The organism is Burkholderia sp. Bp9099, assembly GCF_003857805.1.
GTDB lineage: Bacteria > Pseudomonadota > Gammaproteobacteria > Burkholderiales > Burkholderiaceae > Burkholderia.
Window position 1 is genome coordinate 103,829 of record NZ_QTPU01000018.1, and the last position, 11,888, is coordinate 115,716.

At 67.4% G+C, this 11,888-nt stretch carries 13 protein-coding genes; 3 read left to right on the top strand and 10 right to left on the bottom strand.

Features of this window, described 5'->3' with window-relative positions:
- Positions 1–59: 59 nt before the first annotated feature.
- Both DIE17_RS21855 and DIE17_RS21860 read right to left on the bottom strand, forming a co-directional pair.
- The gene (locus DIE17_RS21855) at positions 60–818 is read right to left on the bottom strand and encodes a Tat pathway signal protein (RefSeq protein ID WP_124921307.1); all 759 of its coding nucleotides are present in this window, start codon (positions 816–818) and stop codon (positions 60–62) included.
- 32 nt (positions 819–850) lie between these two features.
- Positions 851–1,672 carry a hypothetical protein gene (locus DIE17_RS21860; protein ID WP_124921294.1) on the bottom strand — a complete coding sequence of 274 codons (822 nt, stop codon included), beginning with the start codon at positions 1,670–1,672 and terminating at the stop codon, positions 851–853.
- 409 nt (positions 1,673–2,081) lie between these two features.
- Here DIE17_RS21860 and DIE17_RS21865 point away from each other — a divergent pair, with 409 nt between their 5' ends.
- Together DIE17_RS21865 and DIE17_RS21870 are read left to right on the top strand one after the other, a co-directional pair.
- Positions 2,082–2,414 carry a cupin domain-containing protein gene (locus DIE17_RS21865; protein ID WP_044843808.1) on the top strand — a complete coding sequence of 111 codons (333 nt, stop codon included), beginning with the start codon at positions 2,082–2,084 and terminating at the stop codon, positions 2,412–2,414.
- Positions 2,415–2,543: 129 nt separating this feature from the next.
- A complete protein-coding gene (locus DIE17_RS21870) occupies positions 2,544–3,269 on the top strand; it encodes a glutathione S-transferase (RefSeq protein ID WP_124486394.1) in 726 nt (241 codons plus the stop codon).
- Positions 3,270–3,389: 120 nt separating this feature from the next.
- On the opposite strand, the gene DIE17_RS21875 is transcribed toward DIE17_RS21870, so the two are convergent.
- The 5 genes from DIE17_RS21875 to DIE17_RS21900 form a co-directional block, all read right to left on the bottom strand.
- Positions 3,390–4,922, bottom strand: coding sequence for an amino acid permease (locus tag DIE17_RS21875; RefSeq protein WP_044843806.1), 1,533 nt, complete (start codon positions 4,920–4,922; stop codon positions 3,390–3,392).
- 137 nt (positions 4,923–5,059) lie between these two features.
- Positions 5,060–5,524: an Lrp/AsnC family transcriptional regulator gene (locus DIE17_RS21880; RefSeq protein ID WP_124921295.1), complete on the bottom strand. Its 465-nt coding sequence runs from the start codon at positions 5,522–5,524 to the stop codon at positions 5,060–5,062.
- A 101-nt stretch (positions 5,525–5,625) separates the two neighbouring features.
- Positions 5,626–6,384, bottom strand: coding sequence for a dimethylarginine dimethylaminohydrolase family protein (locus DIE17_RS21885; RefSeq protein WP_044843999.1), 759 nt, complete (start codon positions 6,382–6,384; stop codon positions 5,626–5,628).
- A 230-nt stretch (positions 6,385–6,614) separates the two neighbouring features.
- Positions 6,615–7,868 carry a DUF1479 domain-containing protein gene (locus tag DIE17_RS21895; RefSeq protein ID WP_124921297.1) on the bottom strand — a complete coding sequence of 418 codons (1,254 nt, stop codon included), beginning with the start codon at positions 7,866–7,868 and terminating at the stop codon, positions 6,615–6,617.
- Between the two features lie 110 nt (positions 7,869–7,978).
- Positions 7,979–8,368 (bottom strand): VOC family protein, encoded by a 390-nt coding sequence (locus tag DIE17_RS21900; protein ID WP_124486399.1) that lies wholly within the window; start codon positions 8,366–8,368, stop codon positions 7,979–7,981.
- A gap of 72 nt (positions 8,369–8,440) precedes the next feature.
- Here DIE17_RS21900 and DIE17_RS21905 point away from each other — a divergent pair, with 72 nt between their 5' ends.
- On the top strand, positions 8,441–9,430 hold the full coding sequence (locus DIE17_RS21905; protein WP_124892009.1) for a helix-turn-helix domain-containing protein: 990 nt from the start codon (positions 8,441–8,443) through the stop codon (positions 9,428–9,430).
- Positions 9,431–9,520: 90 nt separating this feature from the next.
- Here DIE17_RS21905 and gltA read toward each other — a convergent pair whose 3' ends face one another.
- The 3 genes from gltA to DIE17_RS21920 all read right to left on the bottom strand — a co-directional run bounded on the left by gltA (position 9,521) and on the right by DIE17_RS21920 (position 11,870).
- A complete protein-coding gene (gene gltA, locus DIE17_RS21910) occupies positions 9,521–10,822 on the bottom strand; it encodes a citrate synthase (protein ID WP_014899964.1) in 1,302 nt (433 codons plus the stop codon).
- 65 nt (positions 10,823–10,887) lie between these two features.
- Complete coding sequence (locus DIE17_RS21915) at positions 10,888–11,160, bottom strand: succinate dehydrogenase assembly factor 2 (protein WP_044843801.1); 273 nt, start codon at positions 11,158–11,160, stop codon at positions 10,888–10,890.
- An 8-nt stretch (positions 11,161–11,168) separates the two neighbouring features.
- Positions 11,169–11,870 (bottom strand): succinate dehydrogenase iron-sulfur subunit, encoded by a 702-nt coding sequence (locus DIE17_RS21920; protein ID WP_011658352.1) that lies wholly within the window; start codon positions 11,868–11,870, stop codon positions 11,169–11,171.
- Positions 11,871–11,888: the final 18 nt, after the last annotated feature.

Sequence of the window (11,888 nt, forward strand, 5' to 3'; positions counted from 1 at the left end):
CAGTGGTTTGGCTGGTAGTGTCAATACCTGTATCGGCATTACCAGCCAAACGGGGAACGTCAGCCGTTCGGGTATTCGCGGTTGATCAGCGCGAGCCGCAGCATGCCGAGCTGCACGCCCGCGCTGCTCAGCAGGTAGAGATCGCGACGCCGCAATGCAGGCAATTGCGCGGCGCTGTCGTAGAACACCGGCAGCGTCAGCCCGGCCGGCACCGCGGCCTGCATCCCCGCGGCGCTCGACACGCGCACGGCGAGCGACGCCTGATCCCGATGCGTGACGATGCCGACCTTGCCGAGCGCCGCGGCCGAGCCGGCCTGTCGGACGATCGCGGCGACGACGCCGTCGGGGGTCGGGATCGGGCTGCCGGCGGCCGGTGCCCGCGTCGCGATCGACGTCACGCCGGCCGTCAGTCCGTATTTCGACGCGAGCACGCTCGCGACTTCCTGCTGCGCGTAAATCGGCGCCGCGGCCTTTTGCCGAAGCTGGAACACCGCATCGGCGATCGCCTCGTTCACCGGGCCCGGGACGGGCGCGGCACCGGACGCGCCCGCGCGGCTGCCGAAGCCGAACGCGGTGATCGTGTTGATGGCGGCCGCATCGACGCCCGGCGGCGTCCATGAGAACAACGTGTCGAGCAGGTAGCCGGTCTCGTCGGCCGCGGTCGCGCGATCGTTCAGTTCGTCGGTCAGCTTGCCGAGCATCTGGCGCTGGAGTTCCGCATCGGACACGGGAGCACCGCTCGCGCGCGCGGGCGCGACGGCGGCGCACGATGCAGCGAGCAGCGAAGAGGAAGCGAGGAAATGGCGGCGGGTCGTCATGGTCATGAGATTCGAGTGGAGAACGGCAGACGTCAGCCCTTCGGAAACGCCTGCATCGTCGCGGCGATCGCGCGGCTCAGCATCTGCGCATACATGTCGTGCACGAGGTAGAGGCTGCGGTTGCGCGTCCACGGCTGGCCCGATTGCGGGTCGTACACGGTCGGGAGCGGCACCTCGGCGACGGCGGCCGCCTTCATGCCGGCCTGCTGCGAGGTCTGGATGCAGCGCTTCGCATGGTCGCGATGGCCGACCACCGCGACGGTGCCCATCGCAGCCGTGCCGCCCGCGCGCGTAACCGCCTCGGCCGCGACGCCGGCCGTGCTCAGGTACACGATCGTGCCGTCGCTCGCGATCACCGGCTCGACCGACGACAGCACCTCGGCGCCCATCCCGTATTTCGACACGAGAAAGCGCGCGATTTCCCACTGCGCGTAGACCTTGACCGGCTTCAGCTGGCGGATGCGGTACACGGCGTCCGCGAGCGCTTCGTTGACGGGCCCCGGATCGGGCAGCGCGGACTGGTTGCCGCCCGTGCTCGACGTGTTGCCGCTCGCGGCGTTCGGGCGATTGCCGAAGCTGTACGCGACGATCGCGCCGATCTGCGCGGCCGGCACCGTCGGCAGGTCCCAGGTGAAGCCGACATCGGTCAGCGCGGGCAGGATCGCGTCGACCGTCGCCGCATCGCCGAGCTGGGCGTTCAGCTTCGCGGACATCTGCGCGGCCAGCGCCGCATCGGTGAGCGGCGCCGATGCGACGTCGTCGCCACCGCATGCGCTCAACAGCGGCGCCGCTGCGATACCGGGTGCGGCGGCAAGGAATTTTCTGCGTGAAGCAGTCGATGCATTCGAATTCATAAGAAATGCGAAACAATGCGAATCGCATGCGGCGGCATGGCGCGGCGGTGCAATTCGCGGGGTCACGGGAAATGGCAATCTGGCGAATCGCGGAGATCCGCGACGGGCGGCAGCGTCGAAGCGTGAAACGCAGCACGACGCTCCGTCGATTGACGATGCGCGATCGTAGTGCGCGTTTATTAAATTGCGGTGAAGCTGTCGCACACATGCCGACGATCGCCGCGCCGTTTCGCCGGCGGACCGATTCGTTTCATCGGTGGTGAGATCGTGGTGCCGCCGTTTCATCGATGGCGCGCGACGCGATTCGCAGGCAGGGTCGCGCACCGCCGGCCGAGCTGCGGATTTCGCGCTACGATGGTGCAACCCGCATGCCCTCGTTCCCACGATCCGCACCCCGGAGCCCACGACGATGAAGCTCGGCATCAACGAATCGCTCGCCCGCCTCGACGATGAAGGCACGCTGTTCACCACGCTGTTTCGACACGGCACGCTCGACATCGAGCTGTACCGGCCGCGCGGCGAGGATCTGCAGACGCCGCACACGCGCGACGAGGTCTACGTGATCGCCGCCGGCACGTCGCGGTTCATCGTGGACGGGCGCGAATGCGGCGTCGCGACGGGCGACGTGCTGTTCGTCCCCGCATTCGCGTCGCACCGCTTCGTCGGCTTCTCCGACGACTTCTCGACCTGGGTGTTCTTCTACGGCCCGGAAGGCGGCGAGCGCGACGAGCGCGGTGCGTGATGCGCGGCAAGCACCGCACTTCCCGCACGATCTCCTAGACTGTCTATTCGCAACGGGCGGCGCGCGGCCGCCCTTCCCGCCATCACGATGCTGGCATCGCCCGACGCATCGACCGGACAGGAGCACTGCATGCGATACGAACTCTATTACTGGCCCGAAATCCAGGGCCGCGGCGAATACGTACGGCTCGCGCTCGAAGCGGCCGAGGCCGACTACGTCGATGTCGCGCGCGAATCGGGGCGCGGCATGGGCGTGTCGGCGATGATGCGGCTGATGGACAGCACGAAGGCCGAATGCGTGCCGTTCGCGCCGCCGTTCCTGAAGGCCGGCGACATGGTCGTCGGGCAGGCCGCGAACATCCTGCTGTTTCTCGGCGCGCGGCTGGGGCTCGCGCCTGACGACGAAGCCGGCCGGCTGTGGGTGCATCAGCTTCAGTTGACCGTCGCCGATTTCGTCACCGAGATCCACGACACGCATCACCCGATCGGCAGCGGCCTTTACTACGAGGACCAGAAGGCCGAAGCCGCCGAGCGCGCGGCCGATTTCCTCGAACATCGGCTGCCGAAATTCCTCGGCTACTTCGATCGCGTGCTCGCGCAGAATCCGCACAAAGGCGGGCACATCGCCGGCAGCGCGCTCAGTTACGCGGATCTGTCGATCTTCCAGCTGATCGAAGGCCTGCGCTACGCGTTCCCGAAGGCGATGAAGCGCGAGGAACGCAAGGTCGCGGGGCTCGTCGGGCTGCACGACCGCGTCGCGGCGCATCCGCCCGTCGCGCGCTATCTCGAGTCGGAGCGCCGCATCCCGTTCAACGACATGGGGATCTTCCGGCACTACCCGGAGCTGGACAAGTAGCGGCGCCACGCCTCCCGCGCGGGTGGATTTCATGAAGGCGCAGCGGCAGCACGCCTGCTTCACCGGAGCCGGCCGCGTTGCGCGAGCCGGCCCCGTCGCCGCGCATGCGCCGCGTCACGCTCAGTGCGGTTGACCGTGCCGCGCGACCGCCGCATCGACGGCCTCGACCGAGCGCGTGAGCCACGGCCCGATCTCCATCTCCTCGTAGCGCACGAGCCGGCTCTTGCGCACGCGGCGATACGCCCACCAGATCGCGACGAACAGCGGGATCCACACGTAGATCGACAGCACTTCCATCCAGTCGACGCGGGCGGCGAAGAACGCCTGGTAATCCTGCCCGAGCGAGATCACGATGCAGATCGCGATCGCGAACAGCGGCCCGAACGGGAACCACTTCGCGCGATACGGCAGCTGCTCGAGCCGGTAGCCTTGTTTCAGAAAGCCCTTGCGGAACCGGTAGTGGCAAACGGCGATGCCGAGCCACGCGATGAAGCCGGTGATGCCGACCGTATTGAGCAGCCACAGATAGATGCTCTGGTTGTTGGTCAGCGACGTGAGGAAGCACAGCCCGCCCACCGCCATCGTCGCGTACAGCGCGTTGCGCGGCACGCCGCCCGGCGACAGCGTCGCGAACATCGCGGGCGCACGGCCTTCCGCCGCGAGGTTGTACAGCATCCGCGTGGCCGCATACGTGCCCGAGTTGCCGGCCGACAGCACGGCCGTCAGGATCACGAGGTTCATCGCGCCCGCGGCGAGCGGAAAGCCCGCATGGCTGAACACGAGCGTGAACGGGCTGACGCCTATATCAGTCACGTCGCTCTTGAGCAGGTTCGGATCGGTGTACGGCACCAGCAGGCCGATCACGAAGATCGCGAGCACGTAGAACAGCATGATGCGCCAGAAGATCTGCTTCACCGCGCGCGGGATCGTCTTGCGCGGGTTTTCCGACTCGCCCGCCGTGATCCCGACCAGCTCGGTGCCGAGGAACGAGAAGCCCGCGATCAGCGCGACGCTCATCATCGCGTGCACGCCGCCGACGAACGGCGCGTCGCCGGTCCTGAAGTTGCGCCAGCCGACCGGCTGCCCGTTGCCGAGCAGGCCGGCCGCGATCAGCAAGCCCGCCGCGATGAACGCGATCACGGTGACGACCTTGATCAGCGAGAACCAGTATTCGGATTCCCCGAAACCGCGCACGGACAGCGTGTTCAGCAGGAAGATCAGCACCAGGAACCCTGCGCCCCACCACACGCCCGGCACCGCCGGAAACCAGTAGCGCATCACGATCTGCGCGGCGACCAGCTCGATCGCGATCGTCACGGCCCAGCTGTACCAGTAGGTCCAGCCGAGCGCGACGCCGAAGCCTTCGTCGACGTACTTCTCGCCGTAGATCGCGAACGAGCCCGACACCGGCATCAGCGCGGCCATCTCGCCGAGCCCGGTGACGACGAAGTAGACCATCAGCCCGATCGCGATATACGCGGCGATCGCCCCGCCCGGCCCCGCCTGCGCGACCGACGCGCCCGACGCGACGAACAACCCCGTGCCGATCGAGCCGCCGATCGCGATCATCGCGATGTGGCGGCTCTGCAGCCGGCGCTTGAGCGCCGTTCCGGACGGCGCGGCCGTCTGCGCTGCCGCTTGCAAAGCATCCATAGTGTTCACCCTGTTGGATTCGGGCCGCTCGAATTGATTCGGAATACCAATCGATCGGCCCGGTTATCCGCGTCAAAAAATGGTCCTGCCGCCGGGTCGCGCGTCCGATGCCGGCGGCCCGGACGCGCACGGCCGCGTCAGACGACGCTGCGCTTGATCGCCTGCAGCTCGGCCGTCGTCACGATCTTCTCGATCCGGAACCGCGGGCTTTCCAGCCACGCGTTCGCGATCCGCCGGTATTCGTCGAGATCCTCGCACGCGAGCCGCACGAGAAAATCGAACGTGCCGCTGACGAGCCAGCAATCGAGCACGGCCGGATTGGCCCGCATCTCGTCCTCGAACGGCGCCTGCGAACGCCCGTGATCGGCCAGCACGATCTGCGCGATCACGACGATCGGCTTGGTCGCGCGCGGCGCGTTGATCACCGCGCGGTAGCCTTCGATCACGCCGAGCGCCTCGAGCCGCTCCACGCGCGCCTGGCAGGGCCGCGGCGTGAGGTTCACGAGCTCGGACAGCTTCCGGTAGGAAATCCGCCCGTCGGCACGCAGGATGTCGAGGATCCGGAGATCGATCTTGTCGAGCTGCATCTTCTTGTCGGTCATCCGCGTTCGCTCCGGTCGGGTCGTGGCTGGTGCGCGGAGCGTCTCCTCCGGTTCCGCGCGGGGGCCACATTATCCGGCCGAAGCGGCCGCGCGCCAATCGGCTAGAACCGCAGCGACAGGCAGGTCAGGCCGCCGTCCATCTTGCGGAACTCGCTCGTGTCGATCACGTGCAGCGGCATCCCGAGCGACTGAATCGCGTCGTGCACGCGCGGATAGCCGGCCGGCGTGATCAGCGTGCCGTTCACGCGCAGCGTGTTGCCGGCGTATTCGTCGGCGGCCGAGATCGCGATGCGGCGATAGTCGGCGAACGCCGGATGCGCGGCCAGCGCCTCGGTCACGAGCAGCGTGTCGTCGCCGAGCGCGTTGACGACCGATTTCAGATGCAGCCCCGCGCCGACCGGCACCGCGACGACCGAATAGCCGTAGCGCGCCACCAGCGACTCGAATGCGGCGATGCCTTCGGCATCGGTGCGGCCCGTCAGGCCGATGTAGAAGCGCTTGCCGACCTGCATCACGTCGCCGCCGTCGAGACGGCCTTCCTGCATCGGCAGCAGGTCGCGATGCGCGGCGAGCGCCGCTTCGATGTGCACCGTCTCGCCGCGCCGCGCGGGTGCGCCGGGACGCGTGATCACCGCGAATTCGGGCGTGACGACGGCGACGTCCTCGACGAAGTGCGAATCGGGAAACGCGTCCAGCGGCGGCAGCTCGGTCAGCTCGACGCCGAGCCCGCGCAGCGCGTCGCAGTACGCGTGGAACTGCGTGAGCGTCTTGTCGTAGTCGGGCGCGCCGAGCGCGGCGGTGGTGAGACCCGCGCCGCAGGACGGCGCGGGACGGCGAACGATCGCTTGCGTGAATTGCATCGACTCCTCCATGGTCACGCTGCCCCCGTGCGGCGCACGGGGCAGCTGCGTTGTGTCCGGACCATTATCGGAAGCCAAATTGCGCAATTCGCGTCGAATTCGGGCGCGCCCGCAGCCGATCGCGTCGAATTGCAGGCGGGATGCAGCGGATTCGGCAGACGGCCGCCGGGCGCGGCGCAAACGGCCGTTCCGCGCGGTGCGGATACGGGCCGATGCATGCGGCGCATCCGTCACGCGCCGACGGGCGCGAACCCCATTTGCGCACGGCCCAGCGGCGTGAGATCGCCCTCGCCGCCCCGTCCGTCGAAGTCGACCTCGAAATGATCGGCCGGGAAATCCGGCGGGCTGTCGCCGCGCAGGAATGCGAGCCGCTGGCGCTGCAGGTACGCGTCGTTCTTCGCGCACCCGGGCGCGGCCGCGATGTACATCACGTTGCTGTCGCCGCCGCCGCGATGCGCATCCTCGACCGCATGCACGACGTCGCCGTGCCAGAACACCGCGTCGCCCGCCTCCATGTGCGGGATCGGCACCAGCGCGTCGAGCAGCAGCGCGTGCCATTCGGGCAGGATCGACAGCGCGCGGCCCGGACGCGCGCCGCACAGGTCGTCGTCGGCGACGTCGTCCTGCAGCGCGCGCAGCACGACATACGCCATCGCGTTCGCGACCGGAATCAGCTGCAGGGTGCCGTCGCCGGGCCCTTGCGGCGTCAGGGCGGTCCAGCCCTGGAACGTGCGGAACATCGAGCACACGGCCGGCGATGGAATCTCCTCGACGTCGGGGCGGAACGCCGCGTCGAACGGATCGTAATCGCGCCAGCGGCCGGCCAGCACGTGACGATAGACCTGCCGGAAATTCGCGCCGAGCCAGCGTTCGACGGAGCCGCCGTCGACATGCGGCGACAGCCCGAGCGACGTCGAGCCCGGCGGCCGGCGGCGGATCCGGTCGGCGTAGGCCGGCACCTGGTCCGGGTCGAAATGCCTGCGCGCGCCGTCGGCATGACGCCACAGGCTGTTCAGGAACACGCGCGCCTGCGTGAGGGCCGGCGACTGCCGCGCGGCCACCTGCGGCGTCGACCAGTAGACGCCGTAGATCTGCGGCTTGCCCGATGCGAGATTGCCGAAGTAGCGGTCCTCGGCGCGTGCATGCAGCCGCTCGGCGAAGCGGTTCGCATCCAGATAGGCGCCGATCTCGTCGTTCCAGTCGCGCGCCTGCTGCGCGTCGAATACGCCGCGGATCACCGCGGCGCCGTGCGTGCGGATCGCGGCGATCGCCTGCGGATCGACGGTGCCGTTCGCGATATCCGCGAATCGCAATACCGGGATCACGTCGCGGCCGTGCGCGTGCGCGCGACGGATCGCGTCGACCTGCCGCGCGATATCGCCCTCCAGTTCGCGGAACGTGGCCGCGTAACCGGGCAGATCGGCGCGCAGCGCCCTTTTCGCCGTGCGGATCGCAACCGGCAGATCGTCAATCGTCAGGTGCATCGTCGTCTCCTCGCTGAATCGTGTGGCGATGAGCATTCAGCGTATGGCGGACGCATCGCCGCCATCGGCACTATCCGGCCAACTATCGATACAATCCTGACAACCGCCTGCTACTCCGGACGATGGCAGACCACGCACAGCTTGTTGCCGTCCGGGTCGCGGAAATACGCGCCGTAGTAGTCGGGGTGATAGTGCGGCCGCAGGCCCGGCGGCCCTTCGCAGGTGCCGCCCTGCTGCAGCGCGAGCGCGTGGCAGCGGTCGACCTGCGCGCGGGTCGGCGCGTCGAATGCGATCGTATGGCCGTTGCCGGGTTCGGGCGCGCGGCCGTCGAGCGGCCGGCCGAAGAAGAACAGCGGCCGGTCGGTGTCGGCCGGCATCCAGCCCGACCAGCCGTCCGGCTCGCTGAACTTCAGCCGCAGCCCGAGTTCCGCGAACAGCGGCGCGTAGAAGTCGTACGCGCGCGCGGTATCGCTGACGCCCACGCAAACATGTGAAAACATGGCATCGCTCCGTCGTGACGATCGATCACGATCATGCCACGGCGCGCTGCCCGCCCTCGCCCGGAGGCCTCGATGAAACCGCAGTACGAGCACGTGACGTTCGCCCCCGGCTGTTCGATCCGCGTGTACCACCGCCAGCTCGCGCGCATTCCGTTCGAATGGCACCGTCATCCCGAGTACGAACTGACGCTGACGCTGAACAGCCGCGGCCAGCGCTTCATCGGCGATCACGTCGCGCGCTATGCGGACGACGATCTGGTGCTCGTGCCGCCCAACCTGCCGCATACGTGGTCGTCGAATGCGCGCATCGATCGCGCGGCGCCGGAAGTCGCGCTCGTCGTCTGGTTCGACGGTGACTGGGCACGACGCGTGGCCGACTGCTGCCCCGAGTACGCGCCGCTGCGCTCGCTGCTGCGGCGCGCGGCGCCCGGCCTCGCATTCGACGCCGATACGGCCCGTGCGATGCGCGCGCGGCTGCCGCAGTTGCTCGACCCTTCGCCGCGCATTCGCCTCGCGGCCGCACTCGACACGCTCGCCGATCTCGCGGACGCCGGCGGCGAACCGCTCGCCACCGCGCAGGCCTACGATCAACCCGATGCAGCGTCGCCGTCCGCGAACGCCGCCGCGCCCGAAGCCGAGCGGCTCGATCGCGTGCTCGACGCGATCGACCGGCAGTTCCACGAGCCGCTGCGCGTCGATGCGCTCGCGGCCGTCGCGCACATGTCCGAACGCACGCTGCAGCGGTTGTTCGTACGGCACCTCGGCGAAAGCGTCGGCCGCTACGTGCAGCGGCTGCGGCTCGCGCATGCGTGCCGCCATCTGGTCGGCACCGACTGGCCGATCGCGACGGTCGCCGCGCGCTGCGGCATTCCGAACGCCGCGAACTTCAACCGCCAGTTCCTCGCCGCGCGCGGGATGACGCCCGGCGCATACCGGCAGTTCTTCGCGCAGCACGGCCACGCGCCCGACAGCGACACCGGCACCGACTCGCCGCCGCTCGACACACGCCCGCCGTCGCTGGAACGCCGCGCCGGCTCGGGCCAGCGTCGGCCGCGCAAATGAAAACACCCCGGCGGGATGTCCCACCGGGGTGTCGGGGCGTTGCAGTTGCCGGACGCGAGCGGCCTTGCGGCCGTTCGCGCCGCGCACGACTTAACGTGCGTTGATCGGCTTCGCTTCGCGCGGCGTGTCGCCGATGAACAGCTGACGCGGACGGCCGATCTTCTGTTCCGGATCCGCGATCATTTCGTTCCACTGTGCGATCCAGCCGACCGTACGTGCCATCGCGAAGATACACGTGAACATCGACGTCGGGATGCCCAGCGCGCGCTGGACGATACCCGAGTAGAAGTCGACGTTCGGGTACAGCTTGCGCGACACGAAGTATTCGTCTTCCAGCGCGATCTTCTCGAGCTGCATCGCGAGCTTGAACAGCGGGTCGTCGTGCAGGCCGAGTTCGTTCAGCACTTCGTAGCACGTTTCGCGCATCAGCTTCGCACGCGGGTCGTAGTTCTTGTACACGCGGTGACCGAAGCCCATCAGCTTCACGCCCGAATTCTTGTCCTTCACCTGCTTGATGAATTCGGGGATGTTGTCCGGCGAACCGATCTGCTCGAGCATGTTCAGCGCGGCTTCGTTCGCACCACCGTGCGCCGGGCCCCACAGACAAGCGATACCGGCCGCGATACACGCGAACGGGTTCGCGCCCGACGAGCCGGCCAGGCGGACCGTCGACGTCGATGCGTTCTGCTCGTGATCGGCGTGCAGGATCAGGATGCGGTCGAGTGCGCGGACGAGCACGTCGTTGACCTTGTACTCTTCGCACGGGTTCGAGAACATCATGTGCATGAAGTTCGCGCTGTACGACAGCGAGTTCTTCGGATACACGAACGGCTGGCCGATGCTGTACTTGTACGCCATCGCGACGAGCGTCGGCAGCTTCGCGATCATGCGGATCGCCGACACTTCGCGGTGACGCGGGTCGTTGATGTCGAGCGAGTCGTGGTAGAACGCGGACAGCGCGCCGACCGCGGCGACCAGGATCGCCATCGGGTGCGCGTCGCGGCGGAAGCCACGGAAGAAGAAGTGCATCTGCTCGTGCACCATCGTGTGCTTCGTGACGGTGTCGACGAATTCCTTCTTTTGCGCCGCGTTCGGCAGCTCGCCCTTCAGCAGCAGGTAGCAGGACTCGAGGAAGTCGGCGTTCTGCGCGAGGTTGTCGATCGGGTAGCCGCGGTACAGCAGTTCGCCCTTGTCGCCGTCGATGTACGTGATCGCCGAATTACAAGCTGCCGTCGACATGAAGCCCGGGTCGTACGTGAACTTGCCGGTCTGGCCGTACAGCTTGCGGATGTCGATCACGTCCGGGCCCATCGTGCCCTTGTAGATCGGCAGTTCGACGCTCGGCGAGTTGTCGCTGAACGATAGCGTGGCTTTAACATCAGACGGAGTCATGGCACATCCTCAATCGAAAATAGAAACGGGATTCGATAACGGGCACAGCGCGTTACACCTTGGCGTTACACGTTGCGCAGCATCTCCAACAGCCGGTGAATATCCTGGCTGTCTAGGTCGCCCTCTGGTTCCTTGCGCGCGAGGAGCAAGTCCATCAGGTCGTTGTCGCTCAGATCGAGCAGGCGCGACAACGCGCCTACGTCTGCATCGGTGAGGTCATGCTCGTATCTGCTGAAGAAACGCTCGAATACGATGTCGTTTTCCAGCAGACCCCGCCGCGCGCGCCAGCGGAGGCGCGCGCGACGGTGCGGGTCGGATTGATGCGAATCGTCGCTCATCACAAACTTTAAACCGCGCGGCGAACCATCAGTTCCTTGATCTTGCCGATCGCCTTCGTCGGGTTCAGGCCCTTCGGGCAAACGTCGACGCAGTTCATGATCGTGTGGCAACGGAACAGACGGTACGGGTCTTCCAGGTTGTCGAGACGCTCGCCGGTGGCGGTGTCGCGGCTATCCGCGATGAAGCGGTAAGCCTGCAGCAGGCCGGCCGGGCCGACGAACTTGTCCGGGTTCCACCAGAAGCTCGGGCACGACGTCGAGCAGCTCGCGCACAGAATGCACTCGTACACGCCGTCGAGCTCGTCGCGTTCTTCCGGCGACTGGAGGCGTTCCTTCTCCGGCGGCGGCGCGTCGTTGATCAGGTACGGCTTGATCGAGTGATACTGGTTGAAGAAGTGCGTCATGTCGACGATCAGGTCGCGCACGACGGGCAGGCCCGGCAGCGGACGCAGCACGATCTTCTGCGGCAGGTCGTTCAGGTTCGTCAGGCACGCGAGACCGTTCTTGCCGTTGATGTTCATCGCGTCCGAACCGCACACGCCTTCGCGGCACGAACGGCGGAACGACAGCGTCTCGTCGACGGCCTTCAGCTTGACCAGTGCGTCGAGCAGCATGCGCTCATGCTGGATCTCGAGCTCGTACGTCTGCATGCGCGGTGCCGCGTCCTTGTCCGGATCGTAGCGGTAGACTTCAAAAATGCGTTTTGCCATTTCGGATTCCTTTGACTC

Excerpts from the sequence above, each read along its gene's own strand:
- DIE17_RS21855 (WP_124921307.1), bottom strand. The coding sequence starts at position 818 with ATGACGACCCGCCGCCATTTCCTCGCTTCCTCTTCGCTGCTCGCTGCA.
- DIE17_RS21860 (WP_124921294.1), bottom strand. The coding sequence starts at position 1,672 with ATGAATTCGAATGCATCGACTGCTTCACGCAGAAAATTCCTTGCCGCC.
- DIE17_RS21865 (WP_044843808.1), top strand. The coding sequence starts at position 2,082 with ATGAAGCTCGGCATCAACGAATCGCTCGCCCGCCTCGACGATGAAGGC.
- DIE17_RS21870 (WP_124486394.1), top strand. The coding sequence starts at position 2,544 with ATGCGATACGAACTCTATTACTGGCCCGAAATCCAGGGCCGCGGCGAA.
- DIE17_RS21875 (WP_044843806.1), bottom strand. The coding sequence starts at position 4,922 with ATGGATGCTTTGCAAGCGGCAGCGCAGACGGCCGCGCCGTCCGGAACG.
- DIE17_RS21880 (WP_124921295.1), bottom strand. The coding sequence starts at position 5,524 with ATGACCGACAAGAAGATGCAGCTCGACAAGATCGATCTCCGGATCCTC.
- DIE17_RS21885 (WP_044843999.1), bottom strand. The coding sequence starts at position 6,384 with ATGCAATTCACGCAAGCGATCGTTCGCCGTCCCGCGCCGTCCTGCGGC.
- DIE17_RS21895 (WP_124921297.1), bottom strand. The coding sequence starts at position 7,868 with ATGCACCTGACGATTGACGATCTGCCGGTTGCGATCCGCACGGCGAAA.
- DIE17_RS21900 (WP_124486399.1), bottom strand. The coding sequence starts at position 8,368 with ATGTTTTCACATGTTTGCGTGGGCGTCAGCGATACCGCGCGCGCGTAC.
- DIE17_RS21905 (WP_124892009.1), top strand. The coding sequence starts at position 8,441 with ATGAAACCGCAGTACGAGCACGTGACGTTCGCCCCCGGCTGTTCGATC.
- gltA (WP_014899964.1), bottom strand. The coding sequence starts at position 10,822 with ATGACTCCGTCTGATGTTAAAGCCACGCTATCGTTCAGCGACAACTCG.
- DIE17_RS21915 (WP_044843801.1), bottom strand. The coding sequence starts at position 11,160 with ATGAGCGACGATTCGCATCAATCCGACCCGCACCGTCGCGCGCGCCTC.
- DIE17_RS21920 (WP_011658352.1), bottom strand. The coding sequence starts at position 11,870 with ATGGCAAAACGCATTTTTGAAGTCTACCGCTACGATCCGGACAAGGAC.